Origin of the sequence: Amycolatopsis sp. VC5-11, from assembly GCF_037034185.1 — a bacterium.
GTDB lineage: Bacteria > Actinomycetota > Actinomycetes > Mycobacteriales > Pseudonocardiaceae > Amycolatopsis > Amycolatopsis nivea.
The window spans coordinates 58,293-77,562 of sequence record NZ_JBAGKF010000008.1 but is presented as its reverse complement, the minus strand read 5'-3'; the positions used below and the strand labels follow the sequence as shown (position 1 = coordinate 77,562).

The window sequence follows — 19,270 nt, the reverse complement described above, 5'->3', positions numbered from 1 at the left end:
CGGCTGGCGCGACCACCCCTGTTCGGGGGTGGTCGGCTGGCTGACCTGCGGTGACGATGTGCCGACACCGGCCGACGATGACCGTGGAGCAGCCCCGTGAGCCCTGAACGCACCATGTTCGACCTGTTGCAGACCTATGCCGCGCCGGACGCGGACGCGACCCGCCTGCTGTGCGGGCGGCATCCGGCCGACGCCGTCGCGTTCACCCTGGTCGAGGCCGACCTGAGCAGCCGCGACCTCACGTACGGCCAGCTCGAGGCCGCTTCCGCCCGGTTCGCCGCCGCGCTGGCCGCGCACGGCGTGCGGCCCGGCGACCGGGTCGCGACGCTCATGGGCAAGTCCGCCGAACTGGTCACCGCGCTGCTCGCGATCTGGCGGCTCGGCGCGGTCCACGTGCCGCTGTTCACCGCGTTCGCGCCGCCCGCGATCGCGCAGCGGATCGTCGGCAACGGGACCCGCGTCGTCGTGGTCGACGCAGGTCAGCGCGCCAAACTCGACCCCAGCGACGACCTGCCCGCCGACCCGTCGCGGATCATCGTGACGACCGGCGAAGCGTCCGGCGGCGATCTGTCGTTCGAGGCGCTGCTGGACGAACCGCACCCGCTGCCCGACCCGGTCGCGGTCGGCGGCGACGGCACGCTGGTGGAGATCTTCACCTCCGGCACGACCGGCACCCCGAAGGCGGTGCCGGTGCCGCTGCGCGGGCTCGCCGGAATCCACTCCTACCAGGAGTTCGGCCTCGACCAGACCGACGAGGACGTCTTCTGGAACGCCGCCGACCCGGGCTGGGCGTACGGGCTGTACTTCGCGTTGCTCGGCCCGCTCGCGACCGGACGGCGCAGCATCCTGCTGCACGCCGGGTTCAGCCCCGAACTGACCTGGCAGGTGCTCGAGCGCTTCGGCGTCACCAACTTCACCGCCGGCCCGACGGTGTACCGCGCGCTGCGCAGCTCGGGCCTGCCGGTGCCGGCCGGCCTGCGGCTGCGGCACTGCTCGTCGGCCGGGGAGCCGCTGACGCCGGACGTCGTGACCTGGGCCGAGGAGGTCCTCGGCTGCCCGGTGCGCGACCACTACGGCCAGACCGAAACCGGCATGGTCGTCGGCAACGCCTGGCATCCGCACCTGATCGCGCCGGTCAAGACCGGCTCGATGGGACGGCCGCTGCCCGGGTTCGCCGTCGAGGTCCTGAAGGCGGGCAGCGACGAGATCGCGGAGGTCGGCGAGACCGGCCGCGTCGCGATCGACGTGTCCGCCAGTCCGCTGATGCCGTTCTCCGGCTACCGCGACGCCCCCGAGCGGACCGCGGAACGCTTCAGCGCCGACGGCCGCTGGTACTACACCGGCGACATCGCCGCCCGCGACCGCGACGGCTACCTGACCTTCGGCTCCCGCGACGACGACGTGATTCTCATGGCGGGCTACCGGATCGGCCCGTTCGAGGTGGAAAGCGCGCTGACGCAACACGAGGCCGTCGCGGAGGCCGCGGTGATCGGCGCGCCGGACGAGCTGCGCGGGGAACTGGTGGTGGCTTACGTCGTGCTGAACCCCGGTGCCGAGGCGTCGGACGAGCTGGTCGACGAGCTGAAGCAGACGGTCAAAACCCGCCTGGCCGCGCATGTTTATCCGCGGCGCATCCACTTCGTGGCGGAACTGCCGAAGACGCCGAGCGGCAAGATCCAGCGCTTCGCCTTGCGAGGCCGGGAGCTGAGCACCGCTTCGAGCTGAGTTTTCCGGCGGCCGGTGCCACACTGGCCCGATGCCGCCTGATCTGCACGGCCGGGTCGCCCTCGTCGCGGGGGCGACCCGCGGTGCCGGGCGGGGCATCGCCGCCGCGCTCGGCGAGGCCGGTGCGACCGTGATCTGCACCGGACGCAGCAGCCGTCTCGAACTGAGGCGCTCGGATTACGCCCGGCCGGAGACGGTCGAGGAAACCGCTTCACTGGTATCCCAGCTCGGCGGGGTCGGCGTTCCGTTCGTCGCCGATCACCTGGACCACGACGACGTCCGCCGGCTGGCCGCTTTCGTCCGTGCTGAATACGGACGGCTTCACGTGCTGGTCAACGACATCTGGGGCGCGGAGCGGCTCAAAGGCGGCCCGGCGGACTGGAACACGCCGGTGTGGGAACACGATCTCGACGCGGGTTTGCGGATTCTGCGGCTGGGGGTCGAGACGCATCTCGTGACGTCGCATTTCCTGCTGCCGCTGGTGATCCGCGAGCCGGCCGGGCTGGTGGTCGAGGTGACCGACGGGACTTCGGCGCACAATGCTTCGCGCTATCGGATTTCGGTGTTTTACGACCTGGCAAAGGCTTCGGTGAACCGGCTGGCGTTCTCGCAGGGCCATGAACTCGCCGCTTACGGCGGGACGGCTGTCGCGGTGACGCCGGGGTGGCTGCGGTCGGAGATGATGCTCGACGCTTACGGGGTCACTGAGGAAAACTGGCGCTCGGCTTTGGCGACGGGGGCTCCTCCCGGGTTCGCGGAGTCGGAATCGCCGCGGTATGTGGGGCGTGGGGTGGCGGCGATGGCGGCGGATCCGGCGCGGGAACGGTGGAATCAGCGGTCGGTGAGTTCGGCGGAGCTGGCGCGGGAGTACGGGGTGACGGATGTGGACGGGCGGCAGCCGGACAGCTGGTGACATCCTCACGACACCAGATCCGGTGGCGGTCAGGCACCAGCGAGTCTCGGCAGGCCGCGCACTACGGCCGCATACTCCTCCGCGATCCGCGAGACAATCTCGGCCGCCGGAAGGATTTCCGTGATCAGCCCGGCCGACTGTCCGGCCTCCACCTTCCCCGTGGCGACATCACCGTGCAGGGCGGCATCCTTCAACGACGAAGCCTGAAAAACCTTGCGCCGCAATTCCTCCTCAGCACCGGAAGCTTCCAGCTCAGCCATCCGTGCGGTGAAATCGTTCGACAGTGCGCGAATCACCCCGAGCCCATGACCAACCGTCCGCGTGTCATCGACACCGGCAGCCACCACGGCCTCCTGATAAGCAGGGTGCACAGTAGCCTCGGAACTCGCCAGGAACCGGGTTCCGAACTGGGCCGCACCGGCGCCCAAAGCCAGCATCGCGGCCAGACCGGCGCCATCGGCGACCCCGCCGGAGGCGATCACGGGGAGCGAAGGCACGGCCGAGACCACAGCGCGCACCAAAACCTGCGTCGTGACCATCCCCGGCGGCGGGTGTCCGCCCGCCTCGGCGCCGACTACCACCAAACCGTCGACACCGGCGGCAGCGGCCTTCAAGGCATGCGAAACCCCGGCGACGACGTGCAGGCACCGGGTGCCGACAGCGTGGAACCGATCGAGATACCGCCGCGGGCCGCCCTGGGAGGCGATCAGCACTGGAGGGCGGCGCGCGAGCAGGAGGTTGATCACCTCATCGGCGCCAGCCCGGTAGAGCGGCAGGTTCACTGCCCACGGACGGTCGGTTCCGGCGGCCATTTCGTCCAGTACCCGCGCCAGATCGGGCAAGCGCATCGGACCGGCGGCGACGACGCCCAGGCCTCCGGCGTTCGACACCGCCAAGGGGAGCGCCGAGGACGACGAGGCCCACGACATGCCAGCTTGGATGATGGGCAGGTCTAGGTCCAGCAGATCGGTGACTGAAGTACGCAGCCGCGTCATGAGTTCTCCAGCAGGGCTCGGGCATAGCGAGCCAGTTGGTTCTTCTGCACCTTGGCGCTGGCGGTCATGCCGATCGCCTCGAAACCGTCCACAATGCGCAGATGCCGTGGGACTTTGAAGCCTGCTAAACGTTCTTTCGCCCATAAGAGCAGGTCGTCCTCCGAAACGCCCGGCGCAGTCAGGACAACGAAAGCGAAGGGCACTTCGATCAATCGCTCGTCGGGGACGCCGACGACTGCGGCCTGGCGGACAGCGGGATGCCGGTGCAGTACGTCCTCGACATCGGCGGGCGCGACGTTCTCCCCGCCGACCCGGATGATTTCCTTGGTGCGGCCGGTGAAATGGAACCGGCCCGAGTCGTCGAGCAGACCGACGTCTCCGGTGGACAGCCAACCCTCGGCGTCGATGGTTTCGGCGGTCCGTACGGGGTCGTCCAGGTAGCCTTGCATGACGTTCCAGCCCCGCACCAGCACCGAGCCGGGTTCGCCGGGGGCGCAGTCGCGGGTGTCGTCCAGGGACCGGATGCGGATTTCCACGCCGGGTTCGGGGGCCATGGCTCCGGAGGCGCGGATTTCTTCCGGTTCCCACCACGCGGATTGGGCGACATTCGGAGACGCCTCGGAAAGTCCGTATCCGGCAACGCATTCGCGCGCGCCGAGTTCGTCGATGACGCGACGGACGACGGTGGGGGACGCGGCGACCCACGCGCCGCGCAGGGAGAGGCGGCGGCGCGGGCGGTCGGGGTGGTTGAGCAGGAGCAGGGCGATGGTGTCGTTGCCGGAGAAGTGCGTGCAGCGCTCGGCTTCCAGCAAGCGCAACGCTTCCGCTGGCTCGAATTTCGGCATCGTCACCAAGGTGGTGGCGTGCTGCAGGGAAGCCAGCACCGACAGGGTGCTTCCGGCGACGTGGAAGAACGGGCGCGCGGAATGGAACCGGTCGCCGGGGCGCAAACCCATGCGGGCGCCGGAAAAGAAAGCGTCGGCGCACATGCTGAGGTGGGTCAGGAGGACGCCTTTGGGACGCGACGTCGTGCCGGAGGTGTATTGCACGAGAAGGAGATCGTCCGGCGTGGCAACGGGTTCAGCGGGAGAACCGGCGGCCAGGAAATCGGTCCAGCTGTCTTGGCCCAGGATGATGATCCGCTGCAAAGAAGGCAGAGTCGCGCAGCCGGGTTCAATACCGGCGTCGGAGAACAGCGCGGGGAAGTCGACGTTCAAGACGCGCTCGGCGGCGAACAGTGTGCTGACGCCGGAGTGCGCAAGCGTGTAATGCACTTCGTCGGCGGTGAAGCGCGTGTTCACCGGGACGACTAGCGCGCCAAGAGAGCCCAATGCCAGGAAAAGCGTGACCCACTCGGGTGTATTGCCCAGGCAGAGCCCGACGCGGGAACCCCGGCCGATCCCGGCGGCGGCCAGCGCGCCGCGCACCCGGGCGACCTCGGTGGCCAGTTCCCGGTAGGTGATCCGGGCCTCGGCGGTGACGACGGCCTCGACGTCGGGGGCCAGGAGCGCGGCCCGGGCGAGGGCGTCCTGGACGGTGAGCGGGCAGTCGGTGCGCAGGTCGGTCATCGGGTCTCTCCAGTGAACCGGGCGACGCCGTCGCGCCAGCTGCCGTCGGCGAGGTTCTGTTCGATGGCGGACATTTCGATCCGGATGCCGCGGTCCAGGTCGGTTTCCGAACCCAGGTCCACCGCCCGTTTGGTCAGGGCGATCGCGCCGGGCGGGGCGGCGGCGATGGCGGCGGCGACCTCGGTTCCGGCGGCAGCGAGGTCGGGGACGACGCGGTTGACCAGGCCGAGCGCAGCGGCTTCTGTGGCGGGCAAAGGCGTGTTGGTGAACAACAGTTCCTTGGCCCGCCGTTTGCCGATGGCTCGCTGAAGCCGTTGGGTCGCGCCGACCGTGCCCCAATGCGGTTCAGGGAACCGGAAAACGGTGCCCGTGGCGGCGAGGGCGAAGTCGGCGGCGAGGGTGATTTCCCCGCCGGAGCCGACGACAGTTCCGTGCACCAACGCGACAACGGGACAGCGGCAGGCCTCGATCGCCGCGTAAGCCGCGAAGGACGCGACTCGGCGGCGGCGGACCCAGGCGGCGTCCTTGCCGGTCCGTTCCTTCAAGTCCGCCCCGGCGCAGAAGACCGGACCGGCACCGCTGAGCAGAACAACCCGGGCGTCTGAGATGTCAACGGCGTCGAAGGCTTCCTTCAGCGCGTGGCACATCGCGAGGTCCACGGCATTGCGCGCCGACGGGCGGGCCAGTTCGACGCGGGCGATTCCGTCGGTGACATCCAGCGTCACGCGTTCGTTCATCAGATCACTCCCGCGGCCCGCAGGCCCTCGATCTCGTCGTCCGACAGTCCCGCCAGGTCGCGCAGCACGACGTCGGTGTCCGCGCCGAGCACCGGAGGCGTTCCCGGTGCCGGAGCGTCTCCGGAAGTCTCGCGCAACGGCGTGCGCAGCGCTGGGAACGAGCCTTCGACGGGATGCGTGAACTCCCCGACGACCCCGCGCGCGACGGCGTGCGGATCGGCCAGCGCCTCGCGGACCGAACGCACCGCGCCAGCGGGGACCTCGGCCGCCTGTAGTTCTTTGACCAGCTGATCCCGGTCGTGCTGGGCGATCGCCCCGCGCAGCGCCTTCATGACGCGCGCGCGATGTTCGACGCGACCCGCGTTGTGCGCCAGCGAAGGGTCAGCGGCCAAAGTGGACAATCCGAGCACGGTGCACAGCGGCTGCCAATGCTGGTCGCTGCCGCTGATGTGCAGCCATTCGCCGTCCCCGGCCTGGAACGCCGCCGACGGCACCCGCCCCGGATGCTCGGTCCCGGTGCGGACCGGGTCCTCGCCGAGCGCGAACAGCCGCGCCGCGTTCAAGGCGTGCAGGCTGAGCTGGACGTCCATCATGGCCACGTCGAGGTGCCGGCCGCGACCGTCGGACGAACGCCCGGCGAGCCCGGTCAGCACGGCGATCACCACCCACAGCCCCGACGTCAGGTCCGCCACCGGCACCCCGGTTTTCGCGGGCGGACCAGCGGGATCGCCGGTCATCGCCATCACGCCGGACAGCGCCTGGAACACCGTGTCGTAGCCCTTGCGGTGCGCGTCCGGCCCGGTCTGGCCGAAGCCGGTCGCGGACACCAGCACGAGGTCCGGGTTCGCCGCGGACAATTCCGCGTAGCCGAGGCCGAGCCGGTCGAGCGTGCCGGGCAGGAAGTTCTCCACGACGACGTCGGCGCGCGCGGCCAGCTTCCGGACGACGTCGCGGCCGCGCGGGTCCTTCAAGTCCACAGTGACCGATTGCTTGCCGCGGTTGAACGCGAAGAAGTACGCGCTCTCGCCGTGCGGCAGCCGGGGTTCGAAGCCGCGGGTTTCGTCGCCGGTGCCAGGGCGTTCGACCTTGATCACGGTCGCGCCGAGTTCGGCGAGGATCTGGGTGGCCAGCGGCGCGGCGAGGACCCGCGAGAGGTCCAGGACCGTGACTCCGGCGAGCGGGCCGGTCATGAGCGGAACCCGCGCATCAGGGCGTTGACGTCCTGGCCGGCGCGCATCGCGGCGTCCGTCGGCAGGTCCGCGACGCGGTAGAAGAGGTCCTTCGCGGCAGCGAGCGCCCGAGGTTCGACCGAGGCCCAGCGCTGCGCGACGGCGAGCGCGGCGGGCACGATCTCGGCGGGTTCGACCACCTGGTTCACCAGCCCGTACGACAGGGCTTCCGCGGCGGTGAGCAGCCGCCCGGTGCTGACCAGCTCGAACGCCAGCTTCCGGCCGAGATGCCGGACCAGCCCGGTCATCACCAGCGCGGGCACGATCGAATGCTTCAGCTCGGGGTAGCCGAATTTCAGGTCCGACCCGGCGACAACCAGGTCCGCTCCGATCGCGAGACCGGCACCGCCGCCGACCGCCGCCCCGCGCACCGCGCTGACGACCGGAACCGGCAGCTGCTGCATGCGCGTCTGCAACCGGGCGGTGAGCGCGGCACGCTCGAGAACGGCCTCCGGCTGGTCCGGCGTGAGCGACGAGAACTCGTTCAGATCGGCCCCGGCGCAGAACCCGCGCCCGGCCCCAGTCAAAACGACAGCGCGGACGCGCGGGTCTCGGCCGGCTTCGTCAAGCGCGGTGTCGAGCGCCCGGGTGAGCGCGGTGTCGAGCGCGTTGAGTTTGTCCGGCCGGTTCAACGTGAGGACGCGGACGGCCTCGTGATTTTCAGTCAGCAGCACAGGTTTCTCCCCAAAGAAAAGTCAGGCGGACGCGAAGCCGGCGCGGGCGACCATGCTGTGCAGCGGGCGGCCGAGCGCTTCTTCGCAGGCCGCGGACGCCGCGGCGAGCTGGTCGAGATCGAGGCCGGTTTCGACGCCCATCGCGGCGAACAGGCTGGCCAGGTCCTCGGTGCACACGTTGCCCGTGAGCCCGGCCCCGTAGCCGATCTTCGCCGGATGCCCGCCGACACCGCCCATCGCGGAATCGAAATGCCGGCACCCGGCTTCCAGCGCGGCGACGGCGTTCGCGATGCCGGTCCCGCGCGTGTTGTGAAGGTGCGCGACCAGCGGCAGGTCCGGGTGTTCGCGGGACAACCGGGTGTACAGCGCGCGCACCGAACCCGGGGTCGCGACGCCGGTGGTGTCGCCCAAGGTCACCAGGCTCGCGCCGAGGTCGGCGAACCGCGCGACGTCCTCGGCCACCCGGCCCGGGTCGACCTTGCCCTCGAACGGGCAGCCGAACGCCACCGAAACCACTCCGACCAGGCGAAACCGGCCGTCGGCGAGCTTGACCATCTCGGTCACGCGCTCCCATTGACCAGTGCACGTGGTGCGCAGATTCCGCTCGGTGTGCGCTTCGGTGGCGGACACCAGCAGGCTCAGCTCTTCGGCACCGTGCCCGGCCTCGAGGTCCGCGAGCGCGCGTTCGACGGCGCGCGGGTTCGGGCAGGTCGCCTTGAACGCGACGCCCGGGTGCCGGTCGATCCCGGCGAGCACCTCGGACGCGTCGGAGAACCCGGGCACCCGCGCCGGATGGCTGTAGCTGGTCGCCTCGATCCGGCGGAAACCGGTGCGCGCGAAGGCGTTCAGCAGCGCGATCTTCGTCGCGGTCGGCACGGGCTCCGGCTCGTGCTGCAGCCCGTCGCGGGCGAAGCACTCGCAGATCGTGACGGCGTCGGACATCCTGGGCCCACCTCCTCGTCGGTGGATCCAGAAGTACGCGAGGGTGTTGATAAAGTCAACACTACTCGGCGGCCGGGTGAGCCCGCTCACTCTCCTCGACGGCCAGCGCGTGCTCGGCCAGCTTGTCCAGCGCGCGGTCCAGCACGCGCGCCTCCTCGCCGGTCAGGGTGGCGAGGAAGTCCGCGTCGCGCTCGTTGGCGGCGGTGATCAGGCCGCGGTACACCCGGGTGCCCTCGGCGGTCAGCGCCAGCTGCGACGTGCGCCCTGACCCGGCGGTGCGGTTCACCAGCCCGCGGTCGGTCAGCCGGCTGACCACGCGGCTCATCTGCGCTTTGTCGAGTCCGGCGCGGCGGGCCAGCCGGTTGAGCGTGAGCGTCGGGTCGGCCGCGATGAGCGCGATCGCGCGCCATTCGCCGAGGCTCACGTCGAAGTCCCGCCGGTAGCGCACCGCGGCGCTGCGCGACATCGCCGACGACGTGCGCGAGAGCCGGTAGGACAGCAGTCCGGAGATGGGGACCAGGTCGTGTCCGTCTGCGCGTTCGGCCATGGCCGTGCATCGTAGCCGTTACCCGCTGGGTGTTGACAAACTCAACACTCGATGCGGAGACTGCCACTCGCCCGATCCGGACGAAGGAGTCTCAGCCGTGGCCGAACCATCCGCTGTCACCGGCGCTCCGGCAACCGCCGCCGTCGACCGCAAAGCGACCTATCGCACGATCGCCCGGCGCGTCATGCCGCTGCTGGTGCTGTGTTACGTCGTGAGCTACATCGACCGCACCAACATCGGGATCGCGCAGCAGGGCCTCAAACGGGATCTCGGCTTCGGCCCGGCGGTGTACGGGCTCGGCGTCACGCTGTTCTTCGTCGGCTTCATCCTCTTCGAAGTCCCGAGCAACGCGCTGCTCGCCCGCATCGGCGCGCGCAAGACGCTCGCCCGCATCATGGCCACCTGGGGCGTGATGACCGTGGTGACCCTGTTCGTGCAGAACGAGATCATGTTCTACGCCGCGCGCTTCCTGCTCGGCGTCGCGGAGGCCGGGTTCTTCCCCGGCGCGCTGTACCTGCTGTCGCTGTGGTTCCCGTCGTCGCGGCGGACGCGGATGACGGCCGTGTTCTTCATCGGCATCCCGGTGTCCGGCGCGCTCGGGTCGGTGATGTCGGGCTGGATCATGCACTCGCTCGGCGGCGTCGGCGGGCTCGCGGACTGGCAGTGGCTGTTCCTGATCGAAGGGATCCCGCCGATCCTGCTGGCCGGGCTCGTGCTGCTCTTCGTCACCGACGGCCCGGAGCAGGCGAAGTGGCTCACCGCGGACCAGAAGGCCGCCGTGCGCGCCGACCTCGACGCGGACCTGCGCGACAAAGGGGAGACGAAGCAGAAGCACAGCGGACTGCTGCTCGCGCTGCGCGACCCGAAGGTCTGGATCCTCGGGCTCTGCGCGTGCGGCGCGTACACCCTGGCGAACGCCGTCTCGTACTGGACGCCGCGGATCATCGCCAACGCCGGCGTCGGCAACGTGCTGAACCTCGGCTTCTTCTCGGCGATCCCGCCGCTGCTCGGCATCGTGGTGATGCTGCTGGTCGGCAGGCATTCCGACCGCACCCTGGAACGGCGCTGGCACGCGGCGACGAGCTGGATCGTGGCGGTGTTCGCGATGCTGGCGATCTCGGTGTCCGGCGGCAACGTCGTGGTGGTCATCCTGCTGCTCGCGGTGATGGCGGCCGCGCACTACTCGGGGCTGACGGTGTTCTACTCGATCCCGTCGATCTATCTGACCGACCGGGCCGCGGCGACCGGGATCGCGGTCGTGACGTCGATGGGCTCGTTCGCCGCCGCCGCTTCGCCGTCGCTGCTCGGGTTCATCGAATCCTCGACCGGGAGCCTGTCGCTGGGGCTGCAGATCAGCGCGGGCATCATCCTGCTCGCCGTCGTGGTGCTGCTGGTCGGCGTCCGCCCCGGCGATCTTCGCGAACGGCGGCGCTGACCCTCCAAAGTGTGCCTTTCGGCACGCGGCAGCCCGTCCGACCTCGGCGGGCTGCCCGGCCGGTCCTCTCTCTCATCGCTCTCACAGGAACCCTGGAGTAGACCGGGTGCCGCCGGAGGGAGGAGCGGTGAGCGATGGAGCGCGCGAACGGGCACTGGGCCGAACGGATCGGCGTGGTCGCGCTGGTCGCGGTCCTGCTGGGCGGGGCCGCCTACGGGTGGGCCGAGCTGCGCGCGCTGCTGTCCGGGGTCACCACGTCGACCGCGCTCGACGGGCAGGCCCGGCCGGGCGGGGACACCAACATCCTCGTCATGGGACTCGATTCGCGGCTCGACGAACGGGGCGAACCGCTTCCCGCCGAGCTGTACGAACAGCTGCACGCGGGAGACCAGCACGTCGGCGGGTACAACACCGATGTGCTGATGCTGCTGCACGTTCCGGCGGACGGCGGGCATCCCACGGTCATCTCCATCCCGCGCGACGACTACACCGATCTCGCCGGCTGTCCGGACGGGGTGTGCCAGGGCCGGATCAAGGAGGCTTACGGGTACGCGTTCGCCGCGGAAGCCAAACGTCTTGCCGCGCAAGGTGTCACCGAGAAGGCGGCTCGCGAACAGAGGTCCCGGGACGCCGGCCGCGCGGCAGAAGTCGCTACGGTGCGCCAGTTCCTCGGCGGAGTCGCGGTGGACCATTTCGTCGAAGTCACCCTGGTCGCGTTCTATCAGCTGGCGCAGGTCGTGCAGCCGATCACGGTGTGTTTGACCGAGGCCGCCCACGACAGTTACTCGGGCGCGGATTTCCCGAGCGGGCAGCAGTCGATTTCCGCGGCGCAGGCGCTCGCGTTCGTGCGGCAGCGGCGCGATTCGCAGCACGAGTTCACCGACCTGGACCGGGAACGGCGCCAGCAAGCGTTTCTCGTTTCGCTGGCGCATCAGCTGGAAGAAGGCGGGGTGTTCGGCGACCCGGGGAAACTCGGGCAGCTGGTTTCGGTCGCGCGGCAGAATGTCGCGATCGATTCCGGGCTCGACCTCAACGCGCTGGCGCGGCAGGCGGAATCGTTCGCAGGCGGGGATCTGACCTTGGCGTCGCTTCCAGTCGAACGGTTCGAAAAAGACGCGCGCGGCGAAGACGTCAATATCGTCGATCCGGTGCAAATACGGGCCGCCGCGGCCCGGCTGCTCGGCCGGACCGTCCCGCCGCCGCCCGCCGCGACGGCCGGGCCCGCGGTGGACGTGGTGAACGCGAGCGGCCGTGAGGGCGCGGCCGCTCGGGTGCTGAAGACTCTCCCGTCGCGGGGATACCGCGCCGGGCGCACGTCCAACGCGCGGCACACGCGCCGCACCGTCGTCCGCTACGGGCGCGGAGATTCCGCGTCGGCGGCGAAGCTCGTGGCCGCCCTCGGCGGCGGGTACGGCGTGGGCTACGACGGCGCGCTGGCGGCGGGGGAGTTGAAGCTGGTGCTGGGCACTGATTTCCGGGAAAAGGCCGGCGAGGCCGTTCCGGTGCCGGTCGCCCCGGTTTCGCCCGCCGACGAATTGTCCGGAGGCGGGGTGCCCTGCGTGCGGTGAACGGGAGAAGCACAAAGATCCTGTGAACCGGTTGAGAACGAATTCCGAAATTAACTCTGCCGAGTGACGCCGGCGGCACTGCGTCCGCTAATGTCCGGACTCGCGTGACGAGCCGCACAGCAGCGGCCGGGGGGATTGCCCGATATCTGTTCTTGTTCCGATTTCAGCGTCCGGGAACGGCGCTGCTGCTTCAGCCCGGCCTCACGCCGCCCATTGTTGAGTGGTTTCCGGCCGGTTTCGTGACTCGTGTTCTCCTGGAAAGAGGTTTTCCTGTGACGCTGGACGCGGATCGGGCGCGCATCGTCGCGCCCGAGAGGCTCGCCGAAAAGGCGACGGCGGTTTACCAGGCGGGCCCCGCGCCCGCCGTGCGCACGCTTTACGACATTTTCGCCGAAACGGTGCGCAACCACCCGGACGCGCTCGCACTGGACGACGGAACCGAGCGCGCGACGTACCGCGATTTCGCCGCACAGGTCGAAGAACTCGCCGGACGCCTCCGCACCGCCGGGGTCATGCCGGGCGACCGCGTCGGCATCCGGATGACCTCCGGCACGGCGGCTCTGTACCGCAGCATTCTCGCCGTTCTTTCCACTGGCGCGGCTTATGTCCCGGTCGACGCCGACGATCCGGCCGACCGCGCCGAGACCGTGTGGACGGAAGCTCAGATAAGCCTGGTCCTGACCGATGCGGGAGTGCCGGCGTCGCGTGGACCGCAGTGGCCGCGAGTCCGTCCGCAGCCGCAGGACGACGCGTGGATCATCTTCACCTCCGGCTCCACCGGCAAACCCAAGGGCGTCGCGGTCACGCATCGCGCGGCTGCGGCCTTTGTGGACGCTGAAGCCCGGCTGTTCTGCACCGCACGGCCGCTCGGCCCGGGCGATCGTGTGCTGGCCGGGCTGAGTGTCGCGTTTGACGCGTCGTGCGAGGAGATGTGGCTGGCGTGGCGGCACGGCGCGTGCCTGGTCCCGGCGCCGCGCTCGCTCGTCCGCGCGGGTGCCGACCTCGGACCGTGGCTGGTCGAGCGGGGCGTCACGGTCGTGTCCACGGTGCCGACGCTCGCCGCGCTGTGGCCAGTGGACACTCTGGCCAGCGTCCGGTTGCTCATCCTCGGCGGCGAAGCGTGCCCGCCGGAGGTCGTGACGCGCTTCGACGACGGCAAACGGGAAATCTGGAACACCTACGGCCCAACGGAAACCACCGTCGTCGCGTGCGCACAACGGCTGCGCGCGGGCGAACCGGTGCGGATCGGGCTGCCGCTCGACGGCTGGGAACTCGCGGTCGTCGACCCCGAGGACCCGGCGGGCATCCCGGTGCCGTGGGGCCGCAGCGGGGAACTGGTGATCGGTGGTGCTGGCCTCGCCCGGTACCTGGACGCGGCGAAGGACGCGCAGAAATTCGTGCCGCTGCCGGGGCTCGGCTGGAGCCGCGCGTACCGCAGCGGCGATCTGGTGCGCGCGGTGCCGGAGGGGCTGGAGTTCGTCGGCCGCGCGGACGGCCAGGTCAAGATCGGCGGACGACGCGTCGAACTGGGCGAGATCGACGCCGCGCTGCGTGCGCTGCCCGGTGTCGCGGCCGCCGCGACGGTCGTGCAGCGCACGGACAGCGGCGCGCAGGTGCTGGTCGGCTACGTGGTGCCGGAGGGCGAGAGCCTCGATCGCACCGCAGCGCGCAGTCTTCTGCGGGACCGGTTGCCCGCGGCGTTGGTGCCCCGGCTCGCGTTGGTCCCGGGTCTGCCGGTGCGCGCGTCGGGCAAGCTCGACCGCGACGCGTTGCCGTGGCCGCTGGAGGAACCGGCCGCCGTGCCGGTGGTGCCGTCCGATCCGAAGCTGGCTTGGCTGTTGCAGGTGTGGAGCGAACACCTCGGGACCACGGCCGGTCCGGACGACGACTTCTTCGACCTCGGCGGCTCGAGCGTGACCGCCGCGCGGCTCGTTTCCGTGCTGCGCGAGCGGTATCCGAGCGCGGCAGTGTCCGATGTGTACTCCTGCCCGACGCCGCGGGAGCTGTACGAACGCCTCGCCGGAGCGCCGGTCGAAACCGTCGCGGCGGAAGAGCCGCAGGTCGCTCCGGTGCGCGGCAGCGGCTGGTGGCAGGCCGGGGTGCAGCTGGTTTTGCTGGCCCTGTCCGGAACGCGGTGGCTGCTTTCGGTGTCGCTGCTTGGCTCGCTGGTTTCGCTGGGGCTGCCGTTGCAGTGGCTGCCGCGAATGTCGTGGTGGATCCTCGTGCCCGCGTGGCTGGTGCTGCTGAGCCCGCCCGGCCGGATGCTGCTCGCCGCGGGCGGCGTGCGGGTGCTGCGCGGAAAGCTCGCGCCGGGGGAGTACCGGCGCGGCGGCATTGTCCACATGCGACTGTGGACGGCGGAACGGTTCGCCGCGGTGGCCGGCCCGCCCGGAGTCGCCGGAACCCCGCTCGCCGCGCCGTATGCGCGGTTGCTCGGCAATCGGGTCGGCCGAGGTGTGGACCTGCATTCGCCGCCCCCGGTGAGCGGCCTCGCCGACTTCGGCGACAGCTGCGCGATCGAGCCCGAAGCGGACCTGGCCGGATGGTGGCTGGACGGCCCGGTGCTGCGGATCGGCCGCGTCCGGGTCGGAGCCGGTGCCCGCGTCGGTGGCCGCAGCACGCTCTTGCCGGGCACGGATCTCGGCACCGGATCGGTGCTGTTGCCGGGCTCGACACTCGACACCCGCGTACCGGACGGCGCGGTCTGGGGCGGCTCCCCGGCCGGGCCCTCAGGCGAACGCCCATCGCGGCCGACCGTGGCGGCACCGCGGGCGAAGCGGTATTCGCTGGCCTTCGCGCTCGGCGGCACGGTGCGATCGATGTTCATGCTGGTGTCCGCGATCCCGCTGATCGTGGTCGCATTGTTGCTGATTCCGGCGGCGGACGATCCGCGCGGTGCCGCACTGGCGATCCTGCCGTGGACGCCGTTGCTCGTCCTCGCCGGAATCGTCGTGTACGCCTTGACGATCGTCCTGCTCGTGCGGCTGGCCAGCCTGGCCGTGCGACCGGGGGTTTATCCGGTGCTCAGCCGCGCGGGCTGGTCGGCCTGGTTCGTGCACGAACTGCTGGAAATCGCCCGGCGGCAGCTGTTCCCGCTCTACGCCGCGCTGGCGACGCCGGTCTGGATGCGACTGCTGGGCGCCCGAATCGGCCGCGGCGTGGAACTGTCCACTGTGCTCAGTCTGCCGTCACTGCTGCGAGTGCGGGACGGCGCGTTCCTGGCCGACGACGTCCTCGCCGCACCGTACGAACTGGACCGCGGCTGGGTCCGGCTGGGCGTCTCGGAAGTCGGGGAACGCGCGTTCGTCGGCAACTCCGCCGTCGTCGGCCCGGACCGGACGCTCGGTTCGGCAGCGCTGGTCGGCGTCCTGTCCGACACCCCGGCAGACGTCCCCGACGGCACGTCCTGGCTCGGCCGCCCCGCGTTGGAGCTGCGCCGGACCGCCGACACCGCCGATCCCGCCCGCACCTTCGCGCCGCCGCGCCGGTTGAAACTCGCCCGCGCGTTGGTCGAATCCTGCCGGATCGCGCCGCTGCTGATCGCGGGCCTGCTCGGGCTCGCCGTGAGCGCGGTACTGACCGGAGTGGACATCGCGGACGGCTTCTGGATCGCCGCCGCGCTCGCGCCCGCGGTGTTCGTCTCGGCCGGTCTCTTCGCCGCGCTGCTGACGACGCTGATGAAATGGACGCTGGTCGGCCGGTTCCGGCCGGGACGGCATCCATTGTGGAGCGCGTTCGTGTGGCGGAACGAGCTGTACGACACGTTCGTCGAGACGCTCGCGGTGCCGTGGTTCGCCGGATCGTTCCTCGGCACGCCGGTGCTGAACTGGTGGCTGCGCACCCTCGGTGCCCGGATCGGCCGCGGCGTCTGGTGCGAGAGCTACTGGCTGCCGGAAACGGACCTCGTCCACCTCGGCGACGGTGCCGTGGTGAACCGTGGCTGCGTGCTGCAAACACACCTGTTCCACGACCGCGTCATGCGGCTGGATCCGGTGCGCCTCGGTGCTGGAGCGACCCTCGGGCCGCGCGCGTTCCAACTGCCGGGCAGCGGAATTTCCGACGGCGCGACGGTCGGTTCGGGTTCGCTGGTGATGGCGGGGGAGACGGTCCCGCCACGCACCCGATGGCGGGGGACGCCGGTCCGTCCCTGGCGGTGAGCCAACCACTAGCCTGGGCGGACCATGGACTACCGGAAACTGTTCGGCGAGATCCGCCGATACCCGGGGCTTTACGGGCTGGACGGCAGTTATCACGACTACTGCACGTTCCTCCTCGGCGTCGACACCGGCAACGGCGGGCAGCTGCTCACAGGCTTCCCGGACCGCACGAGGGCTGGCGCGACGAAGCCGCCGGTGCGGGCCGGGACACCGCGAACGACCTGCTCTTCTCGCTGCTGGACGAGTTCTTCGAGAAGCAGGCTCAGCCCCGCGGGACGGCGGCCATCTTCGACGAGTACCTGACCTGGCGCAAAGCCCAGCCCTGGCATCGCGGGTGAAGCCGAACTGCCACCACTCAGTCAGACCGCTGCGGCTTGAGCTGCGTATGCGCCGCACCGATGGAGAGCGCGGCATCGACTTCTTCTGCGGACAGCCCCGCCGCGGCAAGCACCTCCCGGGTATCCGCTCCCGGCGGTCGCGGCGATTCCGCGGCGCACCCCGGCGTACGGCCGAGTTTCACCGGCACCCCGACCCCGCGATACCCGTCCCGTTCCACGACCATTTCCCGGTGCCGTACCTGCGGCGCGTTCATCGCCTCCGCGATATCGTGCACCGGCGAAGCCGGAACTCCCTTCGCCAGCAACAACTCGGTCAAGGAGTCCCGTTTGTACTGTCTGATGAGGACACTCAGCTCGGCCCGCAACGAACCCACATTGCTGACCCGGTCGGCATTCGAAGCAAACCGCGGATCGGAAGCCAGCCCAGGCGCACCGAGCACGTCGACCAACGCCGCGAACTGCCGGTCATTCCCCGCGCCGACAAAGAACAGCCCGTCCGCCGTCGAGAAAGTCTCGTAAGGCGCGATCGACGGATGCGCGGACCCTGTCCGCTGCGGCACCGCGCCGTCAGCCAGCCACGCCGCCGAATGCGGATGCAGCAAGCTGATCACCGTGTCCAGCAACGAACAATCCACCAGCTGCCCGAGCCCGGACCGCGCCCGCTCGTGCAGTGCCAGCAGGATCCCGGAAAACCCGAGCACCCCGGTCACCACGTCGACCACCGGCACGCCGATCCGCAACGGCGGCCCGTCGGCCTCGCCGTTCACGCTCATCAGCCCGCCATAGGCCTGCAACACCGCGTCGTACCCGGGCAGCCCGCCGAGCGGTCCGTCCGTGCCGAACCCGGTGATGCGGCAATGGATCAGCGCCGGATACTCCGCCCGGATCGTCTCGTCCGGCCAGCCCCAGCGCGCGAGCGTGCCCGCCTTGAAGTTCTCCACCACCACGTCGGCTCCCGCGAGCAGGGTGCCGAGCAGCGAACGACCGTCCGGACCGGACAGATCGAGCACGATGTTCTTCTTGCCCCGGTTGAGATTCGCGTAGTACGCGCTGGTCCCTTCGGACAGGAACGGCGGACCCCAGCCCCGCGTCTCGTCCCCGGCGGGCGATTCGACCTTGATCACCTCGGCCCCGTGGTCGGCCAGCATCTGCGTGCAGTACGGCCCGGCCAGCACCCGCGACAGGTCCAGCACCCGCAGCCCGTCGAGCGCGCCCATCAGTAGGACCTCGGCAGCCCGAGCACGTGCTGGGACACGTAGTTCAGCACCATTTCCTGGCTGATCGGCGCGAGCCGCAGCAGCCGCGCCTCGCGGAAGTAGCGCTCGACGTGGTACTCCCGCGCGTAGCCCATCCCGCCGTGGGTCTGGATCGCCTGGTCGGCGGCCTGGAACCCGGCGTCCGCGCACAGCCATTTCGCCATGTTCGCCTCCTTGCCGGCCGGCAGACCGCGGTCGTAGCGCCAGGCGGCGTTGCGCGCCATCAGCTCCGCCGCGTCGAGCCGGGTCGCGGCCTCGGCCAGCGGGAACGCCAGCCCCTGGTTCTGCCCGATCGGACGGCCGAACACCTGCCGTTCCCCGGCGTAGCGAACCGCGCGGCGCAGGGCGGCGCGGCCGATGCCGAGCGCTTCGTGGGCGAGCAGGATGCGTTCCGGGTTGAGCCCGTCGAGCAGGTACCGGAAGCCCTTGCCCTCCTCGCCGACACGCGCCGATTCCGGCACCCGCAGCCCGTCGATCAGCACCTCGTAGGAGGACACCGCGTTGCGGCCGAGCTTGGGGATCGCGCGCAGCTGCACCGCGTCGGACTCGATGTCCACTACGAACAGGGACATGCCGTCGGTCGGCTTCTCCACCTCTTCGCGCGGCGTGGTGCGGGCGATCAGCACCATCTTCTGCGACTGGCCCGCCTTGGTGATCCAGACCTTCCGGCCGTGCACCACGTAGGAATCGCCGTCGCGGCGGGCGAAGGTGGAGATGCGCGTGGTGTCGGTGCCCGCGTCCGGCTCGGTCACGCCGAAGCAGACGTGCAGCGACCCGTCGACCGCGCCGGGCAGGATCTCCCGGCGCATTTCCTCGCTGCCGTGCTTGACGATCGTGTTCAGCCCGAAGATCGTCAGGTGCATCGTGCTGCACCCGTTCATCCCGGCCCCGGACGCGGCCACTTCTTCCAGCAGCAGCGCGGCTTCGAGGATGCCGAGCCCGCCGCCGCCGTACTGCTCCGGGATCGCCATGCCGAGCCAGCCCGCGGAGGCGAACGCGTCGTAGAACTCGCGCGGGAACTCGGCCCGTTCGTCGCGTTCGGCCCAGTACTCGTCGGGGAACCGGGCGGCCAGCTCGCGCACGGCGCGCCGGATGTCCTCCTGGTCTTGGCTCAGCTGGAAGTCCACAGTGCTGCTCTCCATCGTGCGTATATGAGAACGCTAAGTTCGGATATACGTCCAACGTA

General features: G+C 70.4%; 15 protein-coding genes. 6 read left to right on the top strand and 9 right to left on the bottom strand.

All coding sequences use genetic code 11. The features are described from left to right. Nucleotides 1-96: 96 nt before the first annotated feature. Both WA670_RS24015 and WA670_RS24010 read left to right on the top strand, forming a co-directional pair. Nucleotides 97-1,725, top strand: coding sequence for an AMP-binding protein (locus WA670_RS24015; RefSeq protein ID WP_442893122.1), 1,629 nt, complete (start codon nucleotides 97-99; stop codon nucleotides 1,723-1,725). A 31-nt stretch (nucleotides 1,726-1,756) separates the two neighbouring features. Then, a complete protein-coding gene (locus WA670_RS24010) occupies nucleotides 1,757-2,638 on the top strand; it encodes an SDR family oxidoreductase (RefSeq protein WP_037819800.1) in 882 nt (293 codons plus the stop codon). Nucleotides 2,639-2,667: 29 nt separating this feature from the next. On the opposite strand, the gene WA670_RS24005 is transcribed toward WA670_RS24010, so the two are convergent. From WA670_RS24005 to WA670_RS23975, 7 genes are all read right to left on the bottom strand, one after another. After that, nucleotides 2,668-3,633, bottom strand: coding sequence for an NAD(P)H-dependent flavin oxidoreductase (locus WA670_RS24005; RefSeq protein WP_336158925.1), 966 nt, complete (start codon nucleotides 3,631-3,633; stop codon nucleotides 2,668-2,670). Next, complete coding sequence (locus tag WA670_RS24000) at nucleotides 3,630-5,201, bottom strand: AMP-binding protein (protein ID WP_336158924.1); 1,572 nt, start codon at nucleotides 5,199-5,201, stop codon at nucleotides 3,630-3,632. Before WA670_RS24000 ends, WA670_RS24005 begins: the two co-directional genes overlap by 4 nt. Then, complete coding sequence (locus WA670_RS23995) at nucleotides 5,198-5,938, bottom strand: enoyl-CoA hydratase/isomerase family protein (RefSeq protein WP_134731913.1); 741 nt, start codon at nucleotides 5,936-5,938, stop codon at nucleotides 5,198-5,200. Before WA670_RS23995 ends, WA670_RS24000 begins: the two co-directional genes overlap by 4 nt. Next, nucleotides 5,938-7,128, bottom strand: a complete 1,191-nt coding sequence (locus tag WA670_RS23990) for a CaiB/BaiF CoA transferase family protein (protein ID WP_037819787.1) — start codon at nucleotides 7,126-7,128, stop codon at nucleotides 5,938-5,940. The genes WA670_RS23995 and WA670_RS23990 overlap by 1 nt, the downstream gene beginning before the upstream one ends. Beyond that, a complete protein-coding gene (locus WA670_RS23985) occupies nucleotides 7,125-7,841 on the bottom strand; it encodes an enoyl-CoA hydratase/isomerase family protein (protein ID WP_037819786.1) in 717 nt (238 codons plus the stop codon). The genes WA670_RS23990 and WA670_RS23985 overlap by 4 nt, the downstream gene beginning before the upstream one ends. 21 nt (nucleotides 7,842-7,862) lie before the next feature. Then, nucleotides 7,863-8,783 (bottom strand): hydroxymethylglutaryl-CoA lyase, encoded by a 921-nt coding sequence (locus tag WA670_RS23980; protein ID WP_336158923.1) that lies wholly within the window; start codon nucleotides 8,781-8,783, stop codon nucleotides 7,863-7,865. Nucleotides 8,784-8,844: 61 nt separating this feature from the next. Then, entirely contained in the window at nucleotides 8,845-9,330 is a 486-nt protein-coding gene (locus WA670_RS23975) for a MarR family winged helix-turn-helix transcriptional regulator (RefSeq protein WP_037819777.1), read from the bottom strand. A 97-nt stretch (nucleotides 9,331-9,427) separates the two neighbouring features. Here WA670_RS23975 and WA670_RS23970 point away from each other — a divergent pair, with 97 nt between their 5' ends. The 4 genes from WA670_RS23970 (at nucleotide 9,428) to WA670_RS23955 (ending at nucleotide 16,793) form a co-directional block, all read left to right on the top strand. After that, nucleotides 9,428-10,765 (top strand): MFS transporter, encoded by a 1,338-nt coding sequence (locus WA670_RS23970; protein ID WP_336158922.1) that lies wholly within the window; start codon nucleotides 9,428-9,430, stop codon nucleotides 10,763-10,765. Between the two features lie 134 nt (nucleotides 10,766-10,899). After that, the gene (locus WA670_RS23965; RefSeq protein WP_336158921.1) at nucleotides 10,900-12,333 is read left to right on the top strand and encodes an LCP family protein; all 1,434 of its coding nucleotides are present in this window, start codon (nucleotides 10,900-10,902) and stop codon (nucleotides 12,331-12,333) included. Between the two features lie 272 nt (nucleotides 12,334-12,605). After that, nucleotides 12,606-16,490 carry a Pls/PosA family non-ribosomal peptide synthetase gene (locus WA670_RS23960; protein ID WP_336158920.1) on the top strand — a complete coding sequence of 1,295 codons (3,885 nt, stop codon included), beginning with the start codon at nucleotides 12,606-12,608 and terminating at the stop codon, nucleotides 16,488-16,490. 24 nt (nucleotides 16,491-16,514) lie between these two features. Further along, on the top strand, nucleotides 16,515-16,793 hold the full coding sequence (locus WA670_RS23955) for a hypothetical protein (protein ID WP_238607108.1): 279 nt from the start codon (nucleotides 16,515-16,517) through the stop codon (nucleotides 16,791-16,793). Nucleotides 16,794-16,845: 52 nt separating this feature from the next. On the opposite strand, the gene WA670_RS23950 is transcribed toward WA670_RS23955, so the two are convergent. After that, the gene (locus tag WA670_RS23950) at nucleotides 16,846-18,045 is read right to left on the bottom strand and encodes a CaiB/BaiF CoA transferase family protein (RefSeq protein WP_238607107.1); all 1,200 of its coding nucleotides are present in this window, start codon (nucleotides 18,043-18,045) and stop codon (nucleotides 16,846-16,848) included. After that, a complete protein-coding gene (locus tag WA670_RS23945; RefSeq protein WP_238607106.1) occupies nucleotides 18,045-19,226 on the bottom strand; it encodes an acyl-CoA dehydrogenase family protein in 1,182 nt (393 codons plus the stop codon). The genes WA670_RS23950 and WA670_RS23945 overlap by 1 nt, the downstream gene beginning before the upstream one ends. Nucleotides 19,227-19,270 lie beyond the last annotated feature (44 nt).

What these genes read in the sequence shown, in the direction of transcription:
- WA670_RS24010 (WP_037819800.1), top strand. Translation starts at nt 1,757, where the DNA reads ATGCCGCCTGATCTGCACGGCCGGGTCGCCCTCGTCGCGGGGGCGACC.
- WA670_RS24005 (WP_336158925.1), bottom strand. Translation starts at nt 3,633, where the DNA reads ATGACGCGGCTGCGTACTTCAGTCACCGATCTGCTGGACCTAGACCTG.
- WA670_RS24000 (WP_336158924.1), bottom strand. Translation starts at nt 5,201, where the DNA reads ATGACCGACCTGCGCACCGACTGCCCGCTCACCGTCCAGGACGCCCTC.
- WA670_RS23995 (WP_134731913.1), bottom strand. Translation starts at nt 5,938, where the DNA reads ATGAACGAACGCGTGACGCTGGATGTCACCGACGGAATCGCCCGCGTC.
- WA670_RS23990 (WP_037819787.1), bottom strand. Translation starts at nt 7,128, where the DNA reads ATGACCGGCCCGCTCGCCGGAGTCACGGTCCTGGACCTCTCGCGGGTC.
- WA670_RS23980 (WP_336158923.1), bottom strand. Translation starts at nt 8,783, where the DNA reads ATGTCCGACGCCGTCACGATCTGCGAGTGCTTCGCCCGCGACGGGCTG.
- WA670_RS23975 (WP_037819777.1), bottom strand. Translation starts at nt 9,330, where the DNA reads ATGGCCGAACGCGCAGACGGACACGACCTGGTCCCCATCTCCGGACTG.
- WA670_RS23965 (WP_336158921.1), top strand. Translation starts at nt 10,900, where the DNA reads ATGGAGCGCGCGAACGGGCACTGGGCCGAACGGATCGGCGTGGTCGCG.
- WA670_RS23955 (WP_238607108.1), top strand. Translation starts at nt 16,515, where the DNA reads ATGGACTACCGGAAACTGTTCGGCGAGATCCGCCGATACCCGGGGCTT.
- WA670_RS23950 (WP_238607107.1), bottom strand. Translation starts at nt 18,045, where the DNA reads ATGGGCGCGCTCGACGGGCTGCGGGTGCTGGACCTGTCGCGGGTGCTG.
- WA670_RS23945 (WP_238607106.1), bottom strand. Translation starts at nt 19,226, where the DNA reads ATGGAGAGCAGCACTGTGGACTTCCAGCTGAGCCAAGACCAGGAGGAC.